At 57.7% G+C, this 24,227-nt stretch carries 20 protein-coding genes; 10 read left to right on the top strand and 10 right to left on the bottom strand.

From position 1 onward, the window contains the following. The first annotated feature begins 26 nt into the window (after nt 1-26). The 6 genes from cysN (at nt 27) to SH410x_RS07120 (ending at nt 7,093) form a co-directional block, all read left to right on the top strand. Nucleotides 27-1,967, top strand: a complete 1,941-nt coding sequence (gene cysN / locus SH410x_RS07145; RefSeq protein ID WP_473675809.1) for a sulfate adenylyltransferase subunit CysN — start codon at nt 27-29, stop codon at nt 1,965-1,967. A 170-nt stretch (nt 1,968-2,137) separates the two neighbouring features. Further along, complete coding sequence (locus tag SH410x_RS07140) at nt 2,138-4,222, top strand: M3 family metallopeptidase (RefSeq protein ID WP_473677264.1); 2,085 nt, start codon at nt 2,138-2,140, stop codon at nt 4,220-4,222. 122 nt (nt 4,223-4,344) lie between these two features. Then, nucleotides 4,345-4,683, top strand: coding sequence for a SlyX family protein (locus SH410x_RS07135; protein ID WP_473675808.1), 339 nt, complete (start codon nt 4,345-4,347; stop codon nt 4,681-4,683). Nucleotides 4,684-4,752: 69 nt separating this feature from the next. Continuing rightward, nucleotides 4,753-5,754, top strand: coding sequence for an AAA family ATPase (locus SH410x_RS07130; RefSeq protein ID WP_473675807.1), 1,002 nt, complete (start codon nt 4,753-4,755; stop codon nt 5,752-5,754). Between the two features lie 56 nt (nt 5,755-5,810). Next, the gene (locus tag SH410x_RS07125; protein WP_473675806.1) at nt 5,811-6,542 is read left to right on the top strand and encodes a zinc ribbon domain-containing protein; all 732 of its coding nucleotides are present in this window, start codon (nt 5,811-5,813) and stop codon (nt 6,540-6,542) included. Between the two features lie 380 nt (nt 6,543-6,922). Continuing rightward, complete coding sequence (locus tag SH410x_RS07120; RefSeq protein ID WP_473675805.1) at nt 6,923-7,093, top strand: hypothetical protein; 171 nt, start codon at nt 6,923-6,925, stop codon at nt 7,091-7,093. 291 nt (nt 7,094-7,384) lie between these two features. Here SH410x_RS07120 and SH410x_RS07115 read toward each other — a convergent pair whose 3' ends face one another. From SH410x_RS07115 to SH410x_RS07090, 6 genes are read right to left on the bottom strand one after another with little or no spacing between them, the layout of a single operon-like run. Further along, on the bottom strand, nt 7,385-8,989 hold the full coding sequence (locus SH410x_RS07115; RefSeq protein ID WP_473677263.1) for a permease: 1,605 nt from the start codon (nt 8,987-8,989) through the stop codon (nt 7,385-7,387). 17 nt (nt 8,990-9,006) lie between these two features. Further along, on the bottom strand, nt 9,007-9,486 hold the full coding sequence (locus SH410x_RS07110) for a hypothetical protein (protein ID WP_473675804.1): 480 nt from the start codon (nt 9,484-9,486) through the stop codon (nt 9,007-9,009). Beyond that, nucleotides 9,486-10,439 carry an AAA family ATPase gene (locus SH410x_RS07105; RefSeq protein WP_473675803.1) on the bottom strand — a complete coding sequence of 318 codons (954 nt, stop codon included), beginning with the start codon at nt 10,437-10,439 and terminating at the stop codon, nt 9,486-9,488. Before SH410x_RS07105 ends, SH410x_RS07110 begins: the two co-directional genes overlap by 1 nt. After that, complete coding sequence (locus tag SH410x_RS07100; protein WP_473675802.1) at nt 10,436-12,715, bottom strand: transglutaminase-like domain-containing protein; 2,280 nt, start codon at nt 12,713-12,715, stop codon at nt 10,436-10,438. The genes SH410x_RS07105 and SH410x_RS07100 overlap by 4 nt, the downstream gene beginning before the upstream one ends. After that, nucleotides 12,696-13,946: a DUF58 domain-containing protein gene (locus SH410x_RS07095; protein WP_473675801.1), complete on the bottom strand. Its 1,251-nt coding sequence runs from the start codon at nt 13,944-13,946 to the stop codon at nt 12,696-12,698. The genes SH410x_RS07100 and SH410x_RS07095 overlap by 20 nt, the downstream gene beginning before the upstream one ends. Before the next feature lie 39 nt (nt 13,947-13,985). After that, on the bottom strand, nt 13,986-14,324 hold the full coding sequence (locus tag SH410x_RS07090; protein WP_473675800.1) for a hypothetical protein: 339 nt from the start codon (nt 14,322-14,324) through the stop codon (nt 13,986-13,988). A 974-nt stretch (nt 14,325-15,298) separates the two neighbouring features. Here SH410x_RS07090 and SH410x_RS07085 point away from each other — a divergent pair. The 3 genes from SH410x_RS07085 to SH410x_RS07075 all read left to right on the top strand — a co-directional run bounded on the left by SH410x_RS07085 (nt 15,299) and on the right by SH410x_RS07075 (nt 17,962). Continuing rightward, entirely contained in the window at nt 15,299-15,478 is a 180-nt protein-coding gene (locus SH410x_RS07085) for a hypothetical protein (protein WP_473675799.1), read from the top strand. Next, a complete protein-coding gene (locus SH410x_RS07080; protein ID WP_473675798.1) occupies nt 15,475-17,019 on the top strand; it encodes an outer membrane protein assembly factor BamB family protein in 1,545 nt (514 codons plus the stop codon). Before SH410x_RS07085 ends, SH410x_RS07080 begins: the two co-directional genes overlap by 4 nt. 496 nt (nt 17,020-17,515) lie before the next feature. Continuing rightward, entirely contained in the window at nt 17,516-17,962 is a 447-nt protein-coding gene (locus tag SH410x_RS07075; protein ID WP_473675797.1) for a hypothetical protein, read from the top strand. A 318-nt stretch (nt 17,963-18,280) separates the two neighbouring features. On the opposite strand, the gene SH410x_RS07070 is transcribed toward SH410x_RS07075, so the two are convergent. The 4 genes from SH410x_RS07070 to gdhA form a co-directional block, all read right to left on the bottom strand. After that, nucleotides 18,281-18,877, bottom strand: coding sequence for a hypothetical protein (locus SH410x_RS07070; protein ID WP_473675796.1), 597 nt, complete (start codon nt 18,875-18,877; stop codon nt 18,281-18,283). Nucleotides 18,878-18,879: 2 nt separating this feature from the next. After that, nucleotides 18,880-20,484: a glycine--tRNA ligase gene (locus SH410x_RS07065; RefSeq protein ID WP_473677262.1), complete on the bottom strand. Its 1,605-nt coding sequence runs from the start codon at nt 20,482-20,484 to the stop codon at nt 18,880-18,882. 193 nt (nt 20,485-20,677) lie between these two features. Further along, the gene (locus tag SH410x_RS07060; RefSeq protein ID WP_473675795.1) at nt 20,678-21,595 is read right to left on the bottom strand and encodes a tetratricopeptide repeat protein; all 918 of its coding nucleotides are present in this window, start codon (nt 21,593-21,595) and stop codon (nt 20,678-20,680) included. A gap of 562 nt (nt 21,596-22,157) precedes the next feature. Beyond that, nucleotides 22,158-23,495 (bottom strand): NADP-specific glutamate dehydrogenase, encoded by a 1,338-nt coding sequence (gene gdhA, locus SH410x_RS07055; RefSeq protein WP_473675794.1) that lies wholly within the window; start codon nt 23,493-23,495, stop codon nt 22,158-22,160. A gap of 411 nt (nt 23,496-23,906) precedes the next feature. Between gdhA and SH410x_RS07050 the strand changes: the two genes are divergently transcribed. Beyond that, nucleotides 23,907-24,116, top strand: coding sequence for a hypothetical protein (locus tag SH410x_RS07050; protein ID WP_473675793.1), 210 nt, complete (start codon nt 23,907-23,909; stop codon nt 24,114-24,116). Nucleotides 24,117-24,227: the final 111 nt, after the last annotated feature.

Here is a 24,227-nt window from a genome sequence, read left to right as displayed (position 1 = left end):
GAAGCTAACAGCTAGTAGCTTATAGAATGTCACACCAATCTGATCTCATCGCGACCGACATCGACGCCTACCTGAAACAGCACGAGCAGAAACAGCTGCTGCGTTTCATTACCTGCGGTAGTGTTGATGACGGCAAGAGCACGCTGATCGGGCGTCTGCTCTACGATTCCAAACTGGTCTACGAGGACGAGCTCGCCAAAGTCCAAAGTGATTCGGTCCGCCAAGGATCCGTCGCGGGCGGATTCGACCCGTCATTGTTCATGGACGGGCTCAAGGAAGAACGCGAACAAGGCATCACGATCGATGTGGCCTACCGCTATTTCAGCACGGCCAAGCGTAAATTCATCATTGCCGACACACCCGGGCACGAGCAGTACACGCGCAACATGGCGACGGGTGCGAGCACCGCGGACCTGGCCATCATCCTGATCGACGCACGTCACGGGGTACTGACGCAGACCCGCCGTCACTCGTTCATCGTCTCCCTGCTAGGCATTCGGCACGTTGTTGTCGCGATCAACAAGATGGACCTGGTCGACTTCAGCGAAGATCGCTTCGAGGAAATCTGCGCCGAGTACCGCGCTTTCGCGGCGCGGCTGGATCTGCCGGATTTGAATTTCATTCCCATCAGTGCTCTCAACGGCGATAATGTCGTCGATCGCAGCTCATCATCGCCGTGGTACAACGGCTCGACACTGATGAATTTCCTCGAAACCGTCAACATCGGATCCGATCGCAACCTGCAAGACTTCCGCTTTCCGGTCCAGTACGTCAATCGCCCGAATCTGAATTTCCGGGGCTTCTGTGGCACGATTTCGTCGGGCATCGTCCGCCCCGGTGACGAGGTCATGGTGCTGCCGAGTCGGCAGAAATCGAAGATTAAGCAGATCGTGACGTACGGCGGTGACATCGACGAAGCGTTCGCGCCGATGTCGATCACACTGACGTTCGAAGATGAGATTGACGCCAGTCGCGGCGACATGATCGTACGCAGCGGCAACGTGCCCCGCAGTGATTCCAACATCGAGGCCATGCTCGTTTGGATGGGCGAAGAGGCCATGGTGCCCGGCAAAACCTACCTCGTCAAACACACCACGCGGACCCTGCCAGGCAATGTGCAGACCCTGAAGTACCAAGTCGACGTCAACACGCTCCACCGCACGCCCGCGCCCACGCTCGAACTCAATGAAATTGGCCGCGTGGCGATCGAGCTATCCGCCCCGATCCAGTTCGACCCTTACCGCCGAAACCGGTCCACCGGTGCGTTCATCCTGATCGACCGCATCACCAATGCCACCGTCGCGGCGGGCATGATTCTCGACCGCGGGGCAACGGGCAAAACACGATCGGTGTGGGACGACGATATCGAGGCCGCAGCGGATACCGAGGCCGAAGTCTCCACGGTATCAGCGGACGAACGAGCCGCCCGCTTTGGCCAGAAACCCGTCACCGTGCTACTGACGGGCCTGACCGGCAGTGGCAAGACCTCGATCGCCAAAACGGTCGAGCGGAAACTGTTCGACCGCGGTCGCGCCGTCGCGGTTATCGACGGGGAACAGATCCGCCGCGGACTCAGTCGTGACCTCGGCTTCACCGCTGAAGACCGCAGTGAAAACCTGCGTCGTGGCGGTCACCTCGCTCACGCACTCAACGATACAGGGCTGATCTGCGTGGCAGCGATGGTGGCCCCGGCCGAAGACGTTCGCCAAAAGGTTGGCAAACTCATTGGCGAGGCACGCTATCTCGTCGTCCATGTGGCCACGCCACTGGCGGTCTGCCGTGAACAGGACACGAAGGGGCAATACGCCAAGGCTGATGCTGGCGAATTGCTTAACTTCCCAGGCGTCACGGCAGAATACGAGATCCCCACCTCACCTGATCTCGTCGTCGACCCCTCGGAATCGTCCGTGGCCGCCTGTGCCGATGCGGTAATCGAACTCTTGAAAACTCGCGGATTCGTGAAATGAAATTCGATATTGTTCGCGCGCTCCGTGTGACCACGGTGCTGCTGGCGTTGAACCACACACCTTGTCTCGCCGGCCCACCTGCGACGCGGGCCGCTTCCGATCCACCGGCCCCTCCCGAGCAAACAGTGACTGAAACAACGAACACGACGGACACCGCACACTCATCGCCGATGCTCGACCCTTGGACGGGACCCTATAGCGGCGTGCCGCCGTTTCGCTCTGTCCGTGTCGACGAGTTCTCAAAAGCGTTTGCGGTCGCGATCGAACAAGCCGAACGCGATATCAACGAAATTGCCAACCGCGCCGAACCAGCGACTTTCGAAAATACGCTCCTGCCCCTCGAGACCGCGGGCAAATCACTCGATCGCCTCGAAACCCTGTTCGATGTGCATGCATCGAACTTGAACGTCGGCCCGATTCCGGACCTCGAGCGGGAGATCACGCCCAAACTCGCCGCGCACTCGGACGCCATCACGCAGAACAAAAAGCTGTTCGCGCGGATCGAAACGGTTCACCAAGACGTGTTCGACAACAAGACCGTCGAACTGCAACCGGACGCTCGTCGTTTACTCGACGAGACCTACAAGGGGTTCATTCGCAGTGGTGCGAAGCTGTCCGATGCGGACAAGTCAAAACTCTCTCAGATCAATGCTCGTTTAGCGCGTCTGTTTACCGATTTCAATCAGAACGTGCTCGAGGAAGAAAAACGACACGTGACCTGGATCGATGCACCCGCAGACCTCGCGGGCCTGTCCGATTCAACGATTGCCGCGATGGCCGACGCGGCCAAAGAAAAGGGCGGCCAAGCGGCCTACGCGGTTACCAACACGCGATCGTCGATGGACCCGTTTTTGACTTACGCGGAAAACCGTTCACTGCGGGAACAGGTGTGGCGGAACTATTACTACCGCTGTGATCACGGCGACGAGTTCGACAACAAAAACACCATTCGCGAGATCCTACATCTCCGCAGCCAACGCGCCAAACTGCTCGGCTACCCCACCCACGCGCACTGGCGGATGGAGCCCACCATGGCTGCCAAGCCCGAGGCTGCGATGGAACTCATGATGCAGGTGTGGAAGCCCGCGATCGCGCGGGTGGCCGATGAGGTCGCCGACATGCAGCGAATCGCCGACGCCGATGCCGCCGCCAAGGGCACGCAGCCAATCAAGATCCAGCCGTGGGACTACCGCTTCTACGCCGAGCAAGTCCGCAAAGAAAAATACGACCTCGACATGGCCGAAGTCCGCCCCTATCTGCAGCTCGATAAAATGCGTGAGGCGATGATGTATTGCGCCGAGCGATTGTTCGGACTGCATTTTGAACGCGTCTCCGGTCTGCCCACGTTCCATCCTGATGTGACCGTGTACGAGGTCACACGTGACGGGGAACACGTTGGTTTGTTCTATCTCGATCCGTTCGCCCGCGAAGGCAAACGCAGCGGTGCGTGGATGACCGACTATCGCGAACAGTCCGGCACCGAATTGGCTGCTACGGACAAGGGCATCCCCGTCACCACGCCGATTGTCTCCAACAACAGCAACTTCATTCCCGCCTCCGGTGACGGCCCGATCCTGATCTCGTGGGACGATGCGACAACTTTATTCCACGAGTTCGGACACGCCCTGCACGGCCTGTCCAGCCAAGTGCGATATCCGTCTCAGTCCGGGACCAACGTGGCCCGCGACTTTGTCGAGTTCCCCTCCCAACTTCTCGAACACTGGCTCGCGACGCCCGAAGTGCTTAGCAAATTTGCGACGCATTACGAAACCGGTGAGCCGATGCCAGCCGATCTACTCGAAAAAATCGAGCGATCATCGAAGTTCAATAGCGGATTCGAAACGACCGAGTATCTCGCCTGTGCGATTCTCGATATGAAGCTGCACGAAGCCAATGCGGCGGATATCGACATCAGTAAGTTCGAAGCCGAAGAACTCGCGGCGATCGACATGCCCGACGAACTACCGATGCGTCACCGTCTGCCCCACTTCAGCCACCTGTTCAGCAGCGATGCCTACTCGGCGGGCTACTACAGCTATCTGTGGAGCGACGCGTTGACTGCCGACGCGGCCGAGATGTTCGAGCAGGCCGACGGCAAATACTTCGATGCTGCCGTCGCACAAAAACTACGCGACCACGTGCTCAGCGTCGGTGATACCATCGACCCCGCCGAGACTTATCGTAAATTTCGAGGTCGAAACGTCGACACCGACGCACTGCTTCGAAAGCGCGGCTTCGCACCCCAGAAGCCATGATCGCGTTTTCGGTATCGTCCGCCGAGACGCGCACGCGACCAAGTGTGTGCGGTGTCCTCCGCCGAGACGCGTGAGCGACCGGGCGTGTGCGGTATCGTCCGCCGAGAGACGCCAGGGACCGAATGGCCGCGCGTTACCCGATGCCTTACGGCATTCGGCTCATCGCGGCGGCGTCGCGAACCGCTCCGATTGATAGCCTGATCACGATATCGATATCTCAATTCCTACTGCACCTACCCACCATGCCCGATTCGATCGAACAACGCCTCACCGGTCTTGAGATTCAACTGGCACACACACAGCGGACTTGCGAGCACCTCAACGACGTCGTGACGAAGCTTTCTCGCGACGCCCAATCGCGTGAGCGATTGATGCAGCGGATGGTTGACCAACTCAAAGATCTCAAGAGCAACCTCGGCGATTCGGGCGCACCGAGCGACGAAAAGCCCCCACATTACTGATTGTGTTAGAATTCTTCTCACGACGCGTTCTTTTTCAATACGGTTCTCTTCTTCCTCAGGCGTTTATTCATGTCGACCGTTGAAACGATGCAGGCTGACGCGGAGCAGTTTCGCACCCGCTACGCCGCCGTGCGAGAGATGATCGGCCGGGTCATTGTGGGACACACCGAGATCGTCGACGGCGTCTTGACGGCGATGTTGTGCCGCGGCCACTGTTTGCTCGAAGGCGTTCCGGGCTTGGGCAAGACGATGCTCGTGCGGACTCTCTCCGAAGTGCTCGATCTGCAGTTCAGCCGCATTCAGTTCACTCCCGATCTGATGCCCGCAGATATCTTAGGCACGAACATGATCGTCGAGGAGGAAACGGGTCGACGGAAGTTTGAATTCCAACGCGGGCCCGTGTTCACACAAATCCTGCTCGCCGATGAGATCAACCGAGCCACGCCGAAGACGCAGTCCGCGATGCTCGAAACGATGCAAGAAGGCACCGTTACTGCGGCGGGAACCCGGTTCGAGCTTTCGCAGCCTTTCTTTGTTCTGGCGACGCAAAACCCGATCGAGCAAGAGGGCACGTATCCGCTGCCGGAAGCGCAAATGGATCGTTTTCTATTCAAACTCGTCGTGGGGTATTCATCGCGAGAGGAACTCGGCACGATCGTTGACCGCACGACACGGGGCGAGCAACCAGCGATCGAGAAGATCATGGATGGGGCCGAAATCATCCGTTGGCAAAAACTCGTGCGTGATGTCATCCTCGCACCTCACGTTCAAGACTACCTTGTGCGTTTGACAATGGCGACGCACCCGCGGGGCGCTCATAGCGTCCCCATCACCAACGAATACGTGCGTTGGGGCAGCAGCCCTCGGGGAGCGCAGACGCTGGCGTTGACCGCGAAGGTGGGAGCGCTGCTCGATGGACGTTTTAACGTTTCCTTCGAAGATCTGAGGCGTGTGTTCTTACCCGCAATGCGGCACCGCGTGCTGCTGAATTTTGAGGCCCAAGCGGAAGGGATCGAGCCGGATACGGTACTACTGGATATTCTCGAAAAAGTACCCGAGAAAGCTGACTGACCTCACGAGCCGATCGCCGCTCTCCAGACATTATTTATCACACTCATTAAAGTTATATGGCCAGTCCGAATCGCACCGAGATCAGTAACCAACTGCTCCGCCGTCTGCACCGCATTCACCAACAACGCGCCGACCTGCAGAGTCAGGCCAGACGCGGCCCGCTGCAGAAGAAAGCGGTTCAGGCTTCGATCGATGCTGCGGCAAAAACCGTCGAGATCGAAATCGGAGTGCTGAAAAAGGCACGCATGGTGTCCGATGAAAAACACTTGCAGCTACAAACCCGCGAGGCCCACGTCAGCCAGCTCCAGCGACGACTCAACGAGGCCGCGACCAACAAAGAGTTCGCGTTACTGAAAGAGCAAATCGCTGCAGACGAGCAAGCCAACAGCGTGCAGAACGATGAAATCTTTGAGATTCTCGAACGCATCGACTCGCTCGAAACGCAACTCATCCTCACCAAGGAGAAGCTAGCGATGGCGGAAGCGGAAGCCGCCAAACGGATCAGCGAAATCGAAGAACGCCAAAAGCGAGTTGCCATCGATCTCGATCGTGTGGAAGTGCAACTCGAAGAAGCCGAAGTATTGATCCCCACAGCGGTCAAAGCCGACTACAAACGTTTGCTCGAAGCTCGCGGTGAAGAGGCGCTCGCTCCCATCGAAAACGAATCCTGCGGCGGCTGCTACCAAACGCTGACGACTCAAGTCGCCAACCAGATCATGCTATCCGAACTCACCTACTGCCCGAACTGCAACGCAATGTTGTACCTGCCCGAAGACCGATCAGTCTGACTCGATGCAGGGTCCGGATCGGGAACGACAGCGAGACCAAAGCGGGCGGGCGATCTTCATGCACGGCCGCCCCCGGACGGGGTAGGGTCGGAAACGTGCATGCGAGTGGACTTTTTAGAAGTGGCGCGTCGTTCGCGAAGCCGCGCTGAACCCTAGCGTTTCTCGATGGGGCGGCAACCAAATGCTTTCGCGTGGGGGCGGAGGCGACATTCGCGTTGGCAGCATGAAGCGCCCGCGTGAAACGAGATCGCCAGCAATTGCCAGGCGTCTGCACCGCAGATTCATTGACGGACCTTTCCGAACTGCCCCCTCCCCCCCCCTTTTGCTACAATATTCTCGTTGCCGTTCAGTTCAGTTCAACACTCTTACGGATCACAATGATGAACTCATTTTTCTTTTGGCTCACTGTTGCCGCTGGCGTTGGTGCGTTGATCTCGCAAATGGTGCATCCCGGTTTACCCGAAATTGTGATGGTCGTCGCCCTGGCCAACTTTGCGTTCTACGGTTACCGACGAATGACCAGGGCACGCCTCCTTCCGGATCGCGCATAGGCCCCTCTTCCCAGGTACAGCTCCGACCCCGAGCCTTGACTCATACGACTCCTCCGGCGGTTCAAACGATCGCAACACTCCGTGCGGCGATCTTTCGTGATTTGCTGCGACACTCCAGGAGACAAACAAATTGGATGCCACCGCCATCCTTCCAAATCCACCACGGGTTCGGTCAGCGCTAAGCGACTGAAAAAATTTCGTTTAGCACCCAACAGGAATCTGAATTTCTGCGAAAAAGTGCATCCATCTGATCCGACCAATACGGATCGTTATCTCGGTACAGTGCCGACGTCAGTCCGTCTGCCGAAAGGATTCAACCCAGCGAGAATTGGTCCCCAGAATATCCCTCACAACCTGCTGCGTTTCTTCCGGTTCGAGCGGATCATGCTCGAGTTCGTGTTCGAGCAATTCCAGTTTTTTGCGGATCAAATAGCCTTGCATGCGTTGGTATGGACGCACCAGGCCGGTTCGCAAAAACGTACCGACTTCTAAACGCCGGCTCCAATCATCCCAAACCGGCAACCAGTACAACGCATGTTCAACTTGGCCGCTGTTGGCCGCCGACAAACATTCGGCGCGAGCAATGCTAATTTCTTCCAAACACTCACGAGGTGACGGATAGTAGGCGTAGCACGCAACGACGCTCAGTGCGACCAGACCGGCCAGCGTCGTGGCTCCGATCACACCGGGCGGTACGATGATATCGAGGCCGCGTCGCGGGGCAGCGTGCCCGGTTTGCATCGATGATGCGAACGAACCAGCCTTGGCACCGGCGACCAACGACGCTTCGTCGACCTTCCAAACGCGAAGTACTAATCCGAGCAAAGCGACGATCGCCAATACAATCAACGACGCGATCATGCTGATGTCGGTTCCCTTGGCGACCAGTTCGCCAATCGTGCCGAAGTTGATCGGTTGATAGGTGGACAGTGGGTTGACGTAAATGTCGAAGGCGTGCGTGTGACCGGCGGGCTCGACACCCGGCGGGACAAGCGGCTTGTTAATCGCGTAGGACAACCCCAGCACGATCACCAACAACGCCCCCATCCACATCGACGCGGCTTTCCATCCGTAGTAACGTGCGAACCACAGCGGCGTAGCAAGGTTCATGCCCGCACCGAGGATCAACAACGTGAACGACGCACCCGGCGAGTTGGCGTGTTGAAACATCATGCCCAATTGGCTCATCGCCAACATCGGTGTGGCATAAACCGGAACCGCAACAAACAACATCTTCAGCGGCGCCCACCAATCATCCCGTTCGACGGCGTTTTGCATCGCGCCGTAAGGCAACACAGCAGCTAGAACAGCCAGTCCCGATAGTGCAACGAGCGTGATCAGTATCGTCACGCCCGTGGTTCCGCGTGCGAAGTGGACGATCGTGGCGAAGACACGTCGAAGTCCGATCAGGTGGTCCGTCGTGAGGCCAGCCGTTTCACAACCTTCCAGCCTGTCCTCGCCCGCGGGTTCTCCATCGCCAACTGGAAGCCTGCGCCCCATCGCATCCCATACCAGCCCCAACGCCGTCACGACGACCAGCGATCCAAGTACAAATAAAATGATGACCAACGGGCGGCTGAGCGTCAGCCCATACAACAGCGACAATGGGTTGAACAAGGGAGCGGACAACGCGAACGCAGACATCGCACCGGGTTTAACTTTCGCCCGTCGCATCTCAAACAGAATCGGCAACACACCAATGGAACAGACCGGCAACAGCATGCCGATCAACCACGACTGCGGCAGCGATCGCCAGCCGTCGTCACCGAACAGGCGACGCGTGCCCTGGGTGCCGAGGTAATAACGCAAGATCGACGCGATCAACAACCCGACCAACAACGTCGGCGCGGCTTGCGAGAATCCTTGCAGGACGCGAACCAATCCGCCGACCAGCATCACCAAAACGGATTGATTCACGATTGACCTTTCACGAGGTTGGGAAGATGTTCTGGTATTTTTCCGACGGCTTGCTCCACAAGCTCACAGAGAGATTCGATTCGCTTGCGATTCTCGTCCGTCAAATTGCCTTTGCCCGCACGCAGATTTACCGTAAGCGTTTCACTGGCGTGGTAGAGCGGCAACCAATCGGCTTCGGCAAGATTGGTGTCGGCGGCAACCTCCGCCGTCCAACTAATCAGCTCTTCGAGCTCGTGCCTCGTTTGTTCACTCGAGTCATCTCGGCCAATTCGCTCGCGCAACTTCACCGCGACGTCTGCCAAGTCGTCGGGCCAATGTTCCGCGACGGCGTGGTCGTGTTCAAACGGCGATGCCTCGGACGCGGTGTCTGGAGTGCATCCAACAGAAAGAAGCAACGCAAACGCCGTCCAAGTCCAGGCATTCGCCGCCTTCACCCCGCTGCTCGATCGCCCACAGGCTAAATTCCAACTATTCATCATCGGTACTCCGGCGCTGCAACGGTATCCAACAATCGATTGATCACTCTGTCGACGTCGTCCGCCGTGGTCAACAAACGAACCGACAACACCGGGCGGGCGACGTAAGCGACATCACTCGGCGTGACAAAGTCGCGTCCTTGCAGCATCGCCCACGCTTGAGCGATGCGTTGCCACAGCAACATGCCACGCGGACTGACGCCCAATTGGATCGCTGCATTCCCATGCGTCGCTTCGACCAACTCAACCAAATACTCGCGCACTCGTGGATGCACCGTGATCGTTCGCACCGCCTCTTGAATCATGGCGAGTTCATCAAGTGACAGCACACTCGAAAGAGATGTTCCCGCGGACTTTCTACTCGATGCCGCCTCCAAAATCCCCAATTGAGACGCCCGATCGGGATACCCGATTTTCAGCTTGATCATGAATCGATCCAACTGCGCTTCGGGCAGGGGATACGCCCCGTGCGAATCAATCGGGTTTTGCGTGGCGATCACAAAGAACGTTTTCGGCAGAACATAGGGCACCGCATCGATCGTCACCTGCCGTTCCGCCATCGCCTCGAGCAACGCACTTTGCGTGCGCGGCGTCGTGCGGTTGAGTTCGTCTGCCAACAGCACGTCCGAGAAAACCGGTCCGGCGTGAAATTCAAACTCGCGCGTCTTTTGGTTGAACAAGTTAAACCCGGTCACATCCGAGGGCAACAAGTCGGGCGTACATTGGACCCGTGCGAGTTTCCCGCCAACGCACGCCGCGATCGCCTTTGCGAGCGTCGTCTTGCCCGTCCCTGGCAGATCGTCCAGCAGCAGATGTCCCTGCGATAGCAGACAAGCGATGACTAATTCAATCGTATCACGCTTGCCCAACAGCACACCGTTGAGTTGCCGCCGCAGACCATCGAGCGTTTCGCTGAACGCTGCGGCATCTTTCGTTCTTTCAAGCACCGTCATGCGGAGGTCTCCCGGGCGAGTTGTTGGAATAGTCGAATCTTTAAGTTCATCAGTAGCTCATTGGAGAGGTTGTGATCGTGTCGTGTGTTTCCGGTTCCCGCGAACGCGGCCCGGTCGGCGGCGTCGCAAAAGCGACGGGCGGTTTCGTGCAGGGGTCCGTTCATAGCGGTGATCGCGAGCAACCAATCACGCTGCGGCCGGCCAACGCTTCGAGGGCAACCGGCAACCTTCGCTCGCGTTTGCAACACACCCATCGCGAGCGTCATCCGGCGGCGCGGCCAAATGATCGAGCCGATCGGATACAGCAAGCTGAGGCCGAGTTCGATCCAAAACAAACGCGTCAGGAACAACAATCCTGCTAGCACGATCAACCCGATTGCGTGCGGCCACTTCGCCGCCGCAAATTGTTTCATCACAAACCATGCCGAAGGTGTGTAGGTCGGTTCTCGGTATCCAGGCGTCGGTTCGATCTCGAACCAGCGTCCATCGTCGAGTCGGATTTCAGCCCACACATGAACATCCTCCGGCAAAATGTTGGTATGCCCCGCGGCGGTATCGATCGCCGATGGACGAACGTAGAACCCGGTAACCAACCGCGATTGCAAACCGACCTCGCGAGCCATCAGGGCTGCGACGGTTGCAAACAAATGATCGCCGCCTCGATGGGTCTGCATGAACTCGGCGATGGAATCTTCGGCGCCGGACTCGACGCTGCGGTCGAATGTGAATTCGGAACGTAGGTGCGAGACGATCGCTTTCAGTTTTTCGTAAGGGTGATCGAGATCGGCGGTCCACTGCGTCACTGAACTTGTCAAGATTTGTGGCGAATTCAGCTTCATTCTTTCGCTTGCGACCGAGGCGGACGCTCCCGTGACCGGAGAGGGTGGCTGCGGTTCCATGCTCGCCCTCGCCGAGAGAGGATGCAGTGTCAGCCGATCCCACAATTCATCTTCCATCACCTCGATCGACGCGACATTCACGACCGTCAATGAAGGAACCTTGTCGCGTCCCGGCATGAAGAACGAACCGTCGGCTTCGATCGCAAAGAAATCCGGGCGGTCGACATCTTTGATGTGCAGCGCCGAAGTCATCATCGGCACCGGCAGCTTCGCCGAATTCAACCGCAGCACTTTCAACAAATTCACTTTCGTCGTGGAGCTTTGCGACAGCCCAACCGCCGGATCGCAATACCAAGCTGCCCCGTTGTGTTCGCGTCGGCTCAGTTTCTCGTTGCGATGCTCGGCCGTATTCGTCCATTCAACTCCGTCGAGCATGTCGTAGCGATTCATCGCCAGTCGAATCCCGGTCGGTCCAGCCCACTGTAGTACCGCGTTTTCGGCCGCATCATTCAAATGCAAGTGCTTCTTTACGGGTATCCGGTCGGTCGAAAACGAGCTACTGCCCTTCTCACTCTTAGCCGTCTTCTGATGAGCCTCCAAAACACGATCTGCGGCTAAACCTTGGCGTCGTTCCGACTTACTTTTCTTCTTAGGCTCGCCGATCGAGTCGCTGAACATGTCGAACAAAGTCGACTCGGTCGATTCAAGAAACAGATCTGACTCCACCGCGCCGAACGACTCGGCGTGATCCTGGGCCGCAATCGTTGCGTCGCCCGTTCCCACGCCACTGCGGGCCGCCGGGTCGGACCACTGCGAACCGCCACTGGTCGGCATGAACCCCAAATCAAACCGCTTCGATTCACCAAAGCGGCCGCGCACGACCAACCCGCTGGCGATGCAAACTGCGATCGCCACGAATACGGAAACAGGGCGAACGCCCGACCCGCGACGCACTTGATGCGCGGCACACAGTTCCAGCCGTTCCCAGTGATTGGCGACCAAGTGCCAGACGCACACGGCCATCCAAGCGATCGCCAACAGCACGGCGTAGCTACTGTCGGAAATCGTGACGGCGAACAGCGTTAGAAAACCGGACGCGACCAGCGACATCGCTCGCGTTGGATTGTTTCCCAATGCCATCGTTAGCGAAGCGGCCCCCAGCGTGGTGAGGACCACCATCTCGAATGCGATCGGTGCCCCGGTCGCTCGTGTCATGAGCCCAAACAGGATAGGCGTTGTTGGTACGGCGATCCAAAGATATCCGCGGCCGAAAGTCTTGCCGACTTCCGCTACGAAGAGCGTGGCGATCACGATCATCTCGGCGATGAAAATCGTTTGCGATTCAATAGAGAATCGCAACGCTCCCACCGCCGTGAGGGAAAGCAGCGCTAACACGATCACTTCGGCTGTACGGCGTTCAAGCTGCCACGTCGGCATCACGCACCTCCTTCCACAGCGTCGCGATCGCGACAGCTAAGTCTTCACGCGGACCAATCGCGATCTCGCGACTCGCTCCACCGGCCCGTCGTCCGCCCCGCGGGTTGGTGATACAGACGAGCACTGACCCACACGCCGCACCGGAAATCGTCACGCTCGCGTGCGTGTTGACTCGTTGATTCAGCTCGCACAATTCGCCATCGACTGGAACGCTCGCCAAGGCGTCGAGCATTTGACGCCGCCCGCGGGCATCGTGCTTGTACGCCAATCGGCGATCCCCCACGCTCACTCGCGTTGCGATCCGCGATTGATGCAGCGACGACAGGACACTTGCCGCGACTCGAACCCGCCTAGCCAACGATTCACGGGCCAGGGATTCACGGGCGAGGGATTCACGGGCCAGGGATTCACGACCGCCGAGATTATTGGTGTCAATAAAGACATCGAGCGTGACCGATTGCGGGCCACCTCGTTCGGTTACGATCAAGGAATCCGAACGCGCCGACGCGATCCAATTGACATGCCTAGACGAATCACCGCGACGAAACGCACGCACACCCACAAAATCGCCACTGCGACCGCCGCGATTCCCCTCGCCCTGATCCGCAATGGTCAGGCCTCCGATCGGCAAAACGCCACCAATCGGAAACAGCTTGGGCCAAACCGTCAGGGGTTGAATTTCCTTTAGCGGCCGGCGTGCTGTCCAGATTCCGAACGGAAACGAACACACTGCCTGCGGTTCGCTGAGCGGATAATGACCGCGCAGCGATGGCGTCACGTTGACTCGGTAATCGGCCGTGCAAAGTGGCGGGACGCACGCGAGACCGACGGTTGGCTTCGCGTCGCCATTGGACTCGCAGTCCAGATAGCCTTCGATCGCTAAACCCCAAACGGGAATGGGGGCACGATTGCGAACGCTCATCACCATCTGACACGGCGTGTCCTCATGAACCGCGTTGGTTTCGGGTTGCAACGCACACTGCGTCACACGGACGGCAACCCATGGCCAAGCCATGCCGGTGGCCATGATCGCGGCAAGTGACGCGGCTAACGTCCACCCGATGGGGCTGAAGTAAAGCCCGATCGTGACGCTGACGGCGGTTGCCAAGGCGAACCAGCCGACAGGTTCTTTAAGCCAATAAACGAAACGATTTGCCCAAGGACAAAAGTCTGCCGTCATTATTCGTGACAACCGACCTTGGCCCACGGGCGCAGCATGGACAACAGCCATGATGAGCGCACCTTCGGTACAAGACAGGGACTTGAGAAATTATTCCACAATCGAAACGCGAGATGCGCTCGGTGGACCTCGGATCAAAAGTCCGCTCAGAAGGGTTTGCTTTCCATGCAGGCTGCTCGATACGACTCGCAGTCGAGCGACCAACAGCGGCATCCAAGTGATCAGAACGTCGGATGCAACGACGGCGTTCCGAGATGCGAAGAAGCTCTGGCAAATGCTGCACGAACTGGAGTCATGCTCTTCAATCGGCAGCGTCTCCCGATCCGTCGGCGCGGGTTCGCTATCGCAGTGGCCATGGTGGCAGCAGCACTGGTGGCCAGCGGTTCCTTGGCCAGCGGTTCCTTGGCTGGCGATTGCTTGATGACTCACCGACGCGCAACCGAGGTGAACCCAACCGGCAAAATTGCTAAACAGCAACACCGCCAGAATTAGGTACGTCGTAAGGATGCGGTAGGAAAACAAAGGTCGGTGTCCAACGCTGAAAAACGAGAGAAGCCTATCACGACTAAGTGAAGACGAAATCAACGGTCCGACCAAGGAGCATTCTTATTGTTACTCGAAGCCCTACGGCGTGTCAATCGAAATGGTTCGACTGGTGAAGTATCAGCTTGTGATTCGCACCGTCTTGCAGCGAGCATTCGCTTTGTCATTCGAAAAATCTCGATTACCACTTGACGAAATCATCGTGAGGCGAGACCGTATCGGCAACATTCATGTCCTTGGTCGGACCACTTTCAAACCACTTCCTTATAGTGCCTTTTGTCCGTGGCTCCTCGTTTTCGACCGTTCTTTTTGGGCGTACTTTGTTGCGTGGCCGCTCTTGGCCATGCTCCAGCGTGGCTGCACGTTTCATCGTGCAACACAGCGAGCTGTCCCCGTAAAGTAGACGATCACCAAGCCGTCGTTGCAGGTTCTTGCGATCAGCATTGCCATCACCATCACGGCGAAACCGCAGGCTCAGGGGAAGCGAATCATGACCATGACACTTGCTCGATCTGTCAATCGCTGAGCACCTCCTGCGGCGTGACATGGAAGCTTGATGCATTGCTCAGCGTGCAGGCGATCGCATTGTCGCATGCGTCTGTTCAACAACGAACTCTGGTCGCGGCGCCTCACTCTGTCGCCGCCCCACGCGGACCACCGGCGACCGCTTGAGCTAACCGCTCGCGTGTAACTCGCGTATCGCTCGCGCTATTCAAAAGCAACAGCAAGCACGCGTTGCGGACCGCATCTCGCGTCACGAAGGCTGCGTGCAAAGCCGCACCGAGCGGTCCGCGCGCCGCCATCTCGGCCGGCAACGTACGGGCGAACCTCACGGACGTACTGTCGCCTGGACCAACGGAATGCTTCGTCTCGCTGCGATCGCAAAGCGATGTGGCTGGATACTCGACTCCAAATCCGCCACGGCAAACAGCGGCGTGCGATTGAAATCGCTCGCCATTCACGATCAACAAAACATTGAACTACTTCGCGGTGCCATTGGTCCGCTCACTCCCTACATTCAAAGATTAAGATCCCTATGAATCAAAATAGATTTGGCAACGCCGTAAAAGCTTTGACGATTTACATTCTCTTCATCGCTAATTGGTCGCCCGCGTCTGCCGACTGGACCTCTTTTCGCAACGGGGGAGACTCGCGAGCCAGCGAACCGCTGCCCACCCAGTGGTCTGCCACCAGCGGCATTTCCTGGCAAACGGAAACACAAGGATACGGCCAATCGTCACCCGTTATTCACAACGATTCGATCTTTACAACCAGCGTCATCGGTCCGATGTGTGAGACGTGCCTGATCGAGTGTCACGCTTTGAAATCAGGGAAGCTACGTTGGTCTTATCAGCAGGACTCAACGCACGGGCACCCGTCCAACTACATGAACGCGCGCGCTGCACCGACACCCGTAGTCGACGAACGCGGCGTCTACGCGTTCTTTGAAACCGGCGATTTTGTGGCCGTTGATCTACAAGGAGAAAAGTTGTGGACACGAGACGAATCCAAGGCGACCGGAAAGTTTGATAACGCGCACGGAATCGGTTCGTCTTTGGCTCAAAATAAAACACATGTGTTTTTGAACTTGGAACATGGTGGGCCGTCCTTCTTGCTCGCGATTGAAAAGGCGTCGGGCAAAACGACATGGACCGTCGATCGCCCATCGTCCAAGTCGTGGTCTTCGCCAATCGTCGCCAACGTGAACGGGAAATTGCAAGTCATCCTCAGCAGTGGCGGAACCGTGACAGGCTATGACGCGGGCAGCGGTGAATCGCTGTGGATGATGGATGGCATCGAAGGAAACTCGGTTCCGTCACCGACCGTTTACGGCAACTATCTAGTCGTCGGCGCGAGGTTGCCAGAGTTCGCAGTGGACGGCTCGATGCAATCGAATTGCTGCCTGGACCTATCACGAATCAGCGATGGGAAACCGCGCGTCGTGTGGCGTGCGAACAAGGCGATCTGCGAGTACGCCAGCCCCGTGGTCGTGGATGGGTTTGCATATTTCCTGAGCAAAGCCAACGTACTGCATTGCTTAAATATCGAAACCGGCGAAGTCGCCTACCGCAAGCGTCTGGACGGCGACTGCTGGGCGACACCGATCGTCAGCGACAATCGTTTGTATTTTTTCTGCAAGAACGGCCGCTGCCACGTCGTCGTGACGGGCCCGACGTACGAAACGCTGGCAAGCAACTCGCTATGGAATTCGGACAATCCCCCAACGCCTGAAACGTATACCGAAGCGGTCGGTAGCGGGGCACACGGCGGAGTGTCATCGCCATCGGGAGGTGCTCGTAGCGGCATGGCCGCAGGGCTAAAGGCAGGAGACACCAACGGTGATGGTGTCCTGGAGGGCGACGAAATCTCCGAGAGAATTCGACCGATGCTCGCGCGGGTTGACACCAACGAAGATGGCAAACTCGATGCCAGCGAAATCGACGCGATGGCGGCGAGCTTCGCCGAGAGACGCAAAGATTCCGCAGCGACGTCCCGCGATCCGATTGTTTATGGCGTTGCCGCGTCGGATGGACGCATCATCGTTCGCACCGGTACGCGACTATTCTCGATCGGCAACTAACAAAAACGAACCTCTCTAACTGACAAAGCGGCTCCCAGACACAGCATCATTTCAGCGAATTCGACGTTAGGACACCAGGAACAATAAGTGACGGGTTTACCGTAGTGGATCTTGTTAAAGATCCTGTTCTGGATGGATCTTTAACAAGATCCACTACGCCAGTTATTGATCCCACGTTCCTTAGCAAGGCGTGGGCGCTAGCGTGTCATTGGAGACGTGTGTCCTTTTGCAATTCCAGTTCGTTTTTGCTCGCCGGCACAGCGTCTGGTAAACTGATTTGAACGTTGGCCGTGGCGGTCGTTGGAGTGTGCAGGCGTACCCGGCCAAAGGAACCCGCTGAATTTGAACCGCGTTTGGCGTCTAGCGAACCGTAGGGAGGTGAGTTCACGCGAGATGAGAACCATGCTGTGCACGGGATGACGGCTTGCAGGGTTCCCTGAATTCGAGACACAGTTCTCCATCTCCCGTGATTTTCAAATTTGCTCTGGCAATATCAGTGAATCCATACGAAGCACCGCAACCTGCCTCGCTCAACTTCACGCGGCGAGGCGTTACCCTGATTCCGCGTCCGCTTGCCGCGCATACGCGGAAGGTCGTCAACCGCGTTGGCCTCTTCAACCTAATTTGGCCGATCGCCGTAGCGTATTGGACCGACACATTCATTCTCGACATTTGGGCACTATTCATTGCGACAAACGGATTGCGCGTTACACCAGCATCATTTAAGCGGTTCCCTTGGACTGCGGTGATGTGCTGTGTCTACCCGATCGCATTGATAATTTCGGCTACCACCTGCGACCCACTTGAGATCTGGAACTGGATCCCTTGTCGGTCGTCGCCGGTGCTATTGTTGCAACTCGTTTCCGCTGTCTGGGCGATGTACGCTGTCTGGTGCATTCTCCAGTGCCACTTCGCACACCAACGCGTGCAGAACGGCGAGTAGCCAATGCCATGCATCAAACAAGATAGGCAGTGGCGTGTCGTCGTTGCACAACGTGCATGGGATGCAAACATGAATTTCATGCTTCCATCCGCGATGGCACGGCTGCCTGAAAAATCGCGTGAACCCTGAAAACCACGGAAGGACCGTGTTCGTTGGGTGGCGTCCATGGGACCGGCAGCCCCAAATTACTCAGATCAAGGGTTCGAGCGGCCAGTTGCTTTATGAAGGGTTCCCATCGACCCAACCTGGGCCTGACATGGATGCTTTCGCCGAATTCAAAACTTGCGTGCTTGAATTCAACGCAGAGGGACAGCGGCCTTACTTGACCTTGCACGCGCCAGCGGCGGCACAGGTCGCGCAGCCACTCGCGGTCCCACAGCCGCCTCCGGCATCGGTGCCGCATCCAGGACCACAGCCCTGAATCATCAACTCGCTCAGGCGAATCGATTGGACTTGAGACTCATATTCCGCCACGATGGCGTCGGTCAACTCGCGGCCGAGTGCATCGACAGGCCCGATGAAATGCAGCACCAGGGTGTTCCCATCGAAGAGTTGATCGACATCCAATAGCATCGCCGCCGAGTCACTCGCAGCCAATACGTCTTGGCAGCGGCGAACGGCATCGCGTTTGTATCGCTGCAACCGCTCGACGAGCAACCGATCGTCGGCGGTCAACTCGCGGATAATCATCAGCGACGATGGACTGTCGACGAACGCCTCGCCGTTGCTTGGGTTGTCTCCGGCCGCGGAGCGATCGGCCACATACGTCGATTCACCGAGCACCTCGCCGAGCTCGACGCCGCGAGGTGTTTGCACGAGCACCTCACTGCCGCGTCCGAGTTTCATCTCGGGTAGCAGTGGATTGGCAACAAACACGTCACCGGCGAACCCGATGCGGACGAGGTAAGCGGTCACGACTAGGCCAGGATACGCTGGCGAATTTCGTCCACGCAATCATCGATCTTCACCCGCGTTTGTTCGAGCGAGTCTCGGTCGCGGATCGTCACGGTTCGATCCGTCAGTGAATCGCCATCGACGGTGATGCAGTACGGCGTGCCGGCTTCGTCTTGACGGCGATAACGTCGACCGACCGCACCCTTGGAATCGTAGAAGACATTGAAATGCTGCTTCAGTCCCGCATAGATTTCTTGGGCGATCTCCGGCATCCCATCTTTCTTGACCAATGGGAAAACAGCGGCTTTGATCGGCGCGAGTCGAGGATGCAGTTTCATCACCGTACGGCCTTGCATCTTGCCGTTTTCATCGGGAGCCTGATCCTCCGTGTAGCCTTCGCAGAGGAACGCGAGTGCGGCGCGATCGGCACCCGCGGAGGGCTCGACCACATGTGGGATGAATTTCTCATTCGAAATATCGTCTCGATAGGATAGATCCTTACCGCTGCCACGATACTTCGGTTTGCCATCCTCACCGAGCTGCACAGTCATCGGGTTGGTCGCCGGATCGAGTTTGCCTTCCATGTGGCTGCGGAGATCAAAATCACCGCGGTGGGAGATACCTTCGAGTTCGCCGTACTCACCTTCTGGGAGAAACGGGAATGCATACTCAATGTCAGCGGTTCCGACGCTGTAGTGGGCCAATTCCGATGGCTCATGCTCGCGCATGATCAGCGAATCGCCGGACAGTCCCATCGCGGTATACCAAGCCATCCGGCGGTCGCGCCAGTAACGATACCAATCGTGTGATTGATCCGGGTGGCAGAAGAATTCAATTTCCATCTGCTCGAATTCTCGCGACCGGAAGGTGAAGTTTCGCGGGGTGATTTCATTCCGGAAACTCTTACCAACCTGACCGATCCCGAAGGGCACTCGCACGCGCGAGCTGTCTAGCACGTTCTTAAAATTGACAAAGATCCCCTGGGCCGTCTCCGGACGAAGGAACGTGGTGTCATCCTCGCCGCCGAGCGCCCCGAGCGTGGTTTTGAACATCAGGTTGAACTCGCGCGGCTCCGTCAACGTGCCGAGCGATTTCGCATCAGGTCCGAGGACCTCATCGTGAGAATCGAGTTTGTCGAGCGTGATCGATTCCGAGCCGATCGTCAGTTCGCCAGCGTTTTTAGGTCGGAGCTTGAAAAACTTGAGCGCCCGACGTTGGATTTCATCGTGCTCATGCTCGATCTCGGCAAGCGTGGTGACGAAGATCTTTTGCTCGTTGTACTCCACGAATCGGCCACGGACTTGGTCGTGCCGATAGCGTTTCTTTGACTCGCGACAATCGACCATGTAATCGTGGAACAGATCGTAGTGGCCGCTGCACTTCCAAACCTGAGGATGCATCAGGATCGTGCTGTCCAGACCGACCATTTCAAACGACGCGGGTGCACCGGCAGGCACAGCCAACTCGTTGTGCCCGGTGATCATGTCCTGCCACCAAGCGTCCTTCAGATTCCGCTTCAGCTCGACGCCGAGCGGCCCGTAGTCCCAAAGCCCCTGCACTCCGCCGTAGATTTCGCTGGATTGAAACAGAAAACCGCGTCGTTTGCACAACGACACGAGCGCGTCCATGGACTTCATGAGATTTTGGGGAGAGGGGGGGAAGCATTGCGAGTTAGAAAGCGGGCTATTGTCGACGAATTATGACTTTACGCAAGCATCGGTGCGTCCATCGTCGCCTTTCGCTCCGCGAAAGTTGCGTGGGACGTTACTTTCGCCGAGCGAAAGACGTCACCCAAAAACTGCTCGATCTCAAGTCAGTCTTTTAGTAGCGTGTCGAATCAAACGCCGGGCTCGCCATCTGGGTGCCCCCAGCATTGAGCTGCGCGTCCCGGGCCGAGTTGATCTGACGGCTCAGGGCGGCCACGCGTTCGGTTGCCATGGTCGCATTGGGGCCCAGCGCGCCACCGTTGATTTGCAACGCACGCTGGTAATTCTGCAGAGCCTGGACGGGGTCGCCGCTCTGCTCACGCAGATTCGCCAAGGCGAGCCAGGCGCGGGGGTTGTTGGCATCGGTTTGCACGGCGTCTTCGAGATACTTCAGGGCAACCTGCGGTTCGCCGTGCTCTTCGTACAGGCGCGCCAGCTCGATGCGCGGCTCGGCGAGTGTTGGGTTCTCAGCAGCCCAATTCTTCATCAACGCAAAGGCTCGATCGGGACGCCCGGAATCCACCAACAACACCGCGAGACCACGGTGGGCATCGACATGATCGGGATCGTGATCCAGGGTTTGGTTGTACAGCGATTCGCTTTGCCGGATGAGATTGGGATCCTGGCGTTGGTTTCCCAACCGGTGGGTGGTTGCCGCGAGATTGTAGTAGCCGTCAGGGTCCGCGGGATTGGAGGCGATCGCTTTGCGGAACTGCTCCATCGCCGCAGTGTATTGGCCCTGGTTGTACATCGCCGCCCCCTGCGTGTTCTGGCTGCCCGCCGCCCAATGGCAACCCGTCAACGTCGTGAGGATGATCCCGAGAACCATCGAGGTGATCAAACAAGTCCACGTCATCCAGGGTCGCCGCTTCCCAATCGCATGGAGCCGGTCGAGCTCGTGCGAGACAGGCTGGTCCTGCTGGACGTCAAGCGAACCGTCCGTGCCAACAAGACGCAGTCGAGGTGATTCGGGCAGAAATTCAGGCGTGGCGGGCGGAACGATTGCCGTTGGGCGTAAAGCGGGACTGGGCATCGGCTCTTTCGCAATTAAATAAGTGAACGCGTCTTGTTCGTTGTTAGCGTTTTGGAGCGATTGACCGCAAGACGAACCTAGACAACGTCCCAATGCCTATTCTCGCACGCACCGCGCCATCCGCTCAGCCAAACGGGCTTGGCAATCCACACGCCAGCAGAACACCGTGCGACGGGGGCTCAACCCCAGCGGTCGTGGGCAAATCACGATCCCAACCCTCATCTGCTCGCCCGAACCTGCAATCCCTCCGGGCCGGACCCGCCGGCCCGTTAACACCGGTGGGCGGGGCAGCTCGCGATCAACGCGTCGAATTGACACCCGTTGGCGTCCACCCCCAGGCGAATTCGTGGCGGAGCATCATCGGGATCACCGCCGACATCCGTTAAATTCGCCCGTTGGAGGCCGCGGATCGTCACGGTAGCCGAGCGTGCCGAATGGGGGAAAACCGAGCAGAAGCAGGAGGGCCGACAGCCATGGATGCACGGAGATTCCCCACGATGAAAGTCGATGTAAAGATCGCACTCTACCGTTTCTGCCCAGCATCCAGTGCCGCACCGATGGCTTAAATCAGTCCCATTGACTGCATTGCATCGGCGACATTCATGAACCCTTCGATGTTCGCACCGAGCGCATAGTTATTCGGAACCCCGAACTCGGAGGCCGTCTCCAGGCACCGATCGTGGATGTCCTTCATAATGGTCGCGAGTCGACGATCCGTAAATTCAAAGGACCAAGCATCGCGTGAGGCATTCTGTTGCATCTCCAGCGCGCTGGTTGCGACACCGCCCGCGTTGGCGGCTTTACCGGGTGCGTACGCCACGCCTGCGGCGACGAGTTTGGCGATCCCCTCAGGCGTCGTCGGCATGTTCGCACCCTCGGCGACAACCTTGCACCCGTTGCCGATCAGCGTGTCGGCATCACGGCCGGTCAATTCATTCTGCGTGGCACACGGCAACGCCACATCGCATTGGATTTCCCACAAATTGCCGCCGCGTTGGTACCGAGCTTTTTTATGCGTCTGGCAGTATTTCGCGATCGATCCCCGATCGACTTCCTTGATTTGCTTGAGCGTCTTCAGGTCAATTCCCTGCGCGTCGTAGATGACCCCTTTGGAGTCCGAGCAGGCGACGACCCGACCGCCCAGTTGAGACACCTTCTCGATCGCATAGATCGCTACGTTCCCGGCCCCTGACACGATACAGGTCTTGCCCTCGAAGGTCTCATTCTTGGCAGCCAGCATTTCTTGGACAAAGTAGCCTAAACCGTAGCCGGTGGCCTCCGTCCGCACGAGTGCTCCCCCGTAACTGAGCCCCTTGCCGGTCAGCACGCTCGACTCATATCGGTTGCTGATCCGTTTGTACTGCCCGAACAGAAATCCGATCTCTCGTTTCCCAACGCCGATATCGCCCGCCGGAACATCGGTGTATTCGCCGATGTGTCGCGACAGTTCCGTCATGAAGCTTTGACAGAATCGCATCACTTCGTCGTCACTGCGCCCCTTGGGATCAAAGTCGCTGCCGCCCTTGGCACCGCCGATGGGCATCCCCGTCAAGGCATTTTTAAAGATCTGCTCAAATCCGAGGAACTTGATAATCGACAAGTTCACTGAGGGGTGAAAACGCAGGCCACCTTTGTAGGGGCCCAGGGCGCTGTTGAATTGGACGCGAAATCCCCGATTGATATGAACTTCGCCGCGATCGTCTTGCCACGGAACGCGAAAAATGATTTGCCGCTCGGGTTCACAAATTCGCTCGATGATCTTCTGTTCCGCGAACTTCGGAAATTTAGCCAGCACCGGGCCCATCGAATCGAGCACTTCCTTGACCGCCTGAATGAACTCCGGTTCACCAGGATTCCGTTGTTGAATATTCCAAAAAACAGAAGAGAGCTTTTCGTCCATCATGACCTTCTTTTCAGCGACGAATTGAGGAGGGTGATCTTAAATCGAAGTTACGCCGGACTCATGTGGAACAATGCACCGCCGGATTCATCCATCGTGAAGGCTGCAATGCTATCAATTCCCTGAGCGGGGACCGTTTTATAGCAGCGTTTTCGCCGCTAGCAATCAGCATGCCAGACGCTGGCAGGTCGACACAGCGCCCCCTGAAGTTGACCTGCACACCCACTGCGACAACTCCAGTTGACGGCATGTCAACCGAGGTTGCCGCCTGTTCGATGAATGGCGGTTGGCCGAAGCACGAAAACGTCGAGTTAACGGCACATCACGTGAAATCTGTCGGAACGGAACAAGCCTTGCGGTGAACCTCTCGAACATACGCCAAAAAGAATCCCCTAAATCAGGAAATTCGTCGTGTCGACAGACGCCAAGCACGCCACCGTTACGATTCAAACCAATCATGGGCTTGTATTTACGGTAACCGTCCCCGGCTTAGCAGCCTCCCAAGAGCCCAATGCGGGTCAGGCCGCACCCTCCCACGCCCCCCGTTGGATCGGTGCACCGGAAGCACCTGCCACCCCAGACAAGTCCCATGCCCAACAACAATGCCTCTCGTTGAACTAAACAGGCTGTTGATTTCGTCACCGTTCGAGCGTCGATCGTGAGCCGCATGCCGTCCAGCATCGGGTCGCGTGAGACGCTCGGCTCGTTGACGCGGCTCGGCTCGTTGACGCC

The organism is Rhodopirellula sp. SH410, assembly GCF_055811895.1.
The sequence above is the reverse complement of the archived record's forward strand: the minus strand, read 5'-3'. Positions and strand labels throughout refer to the sequence as shown.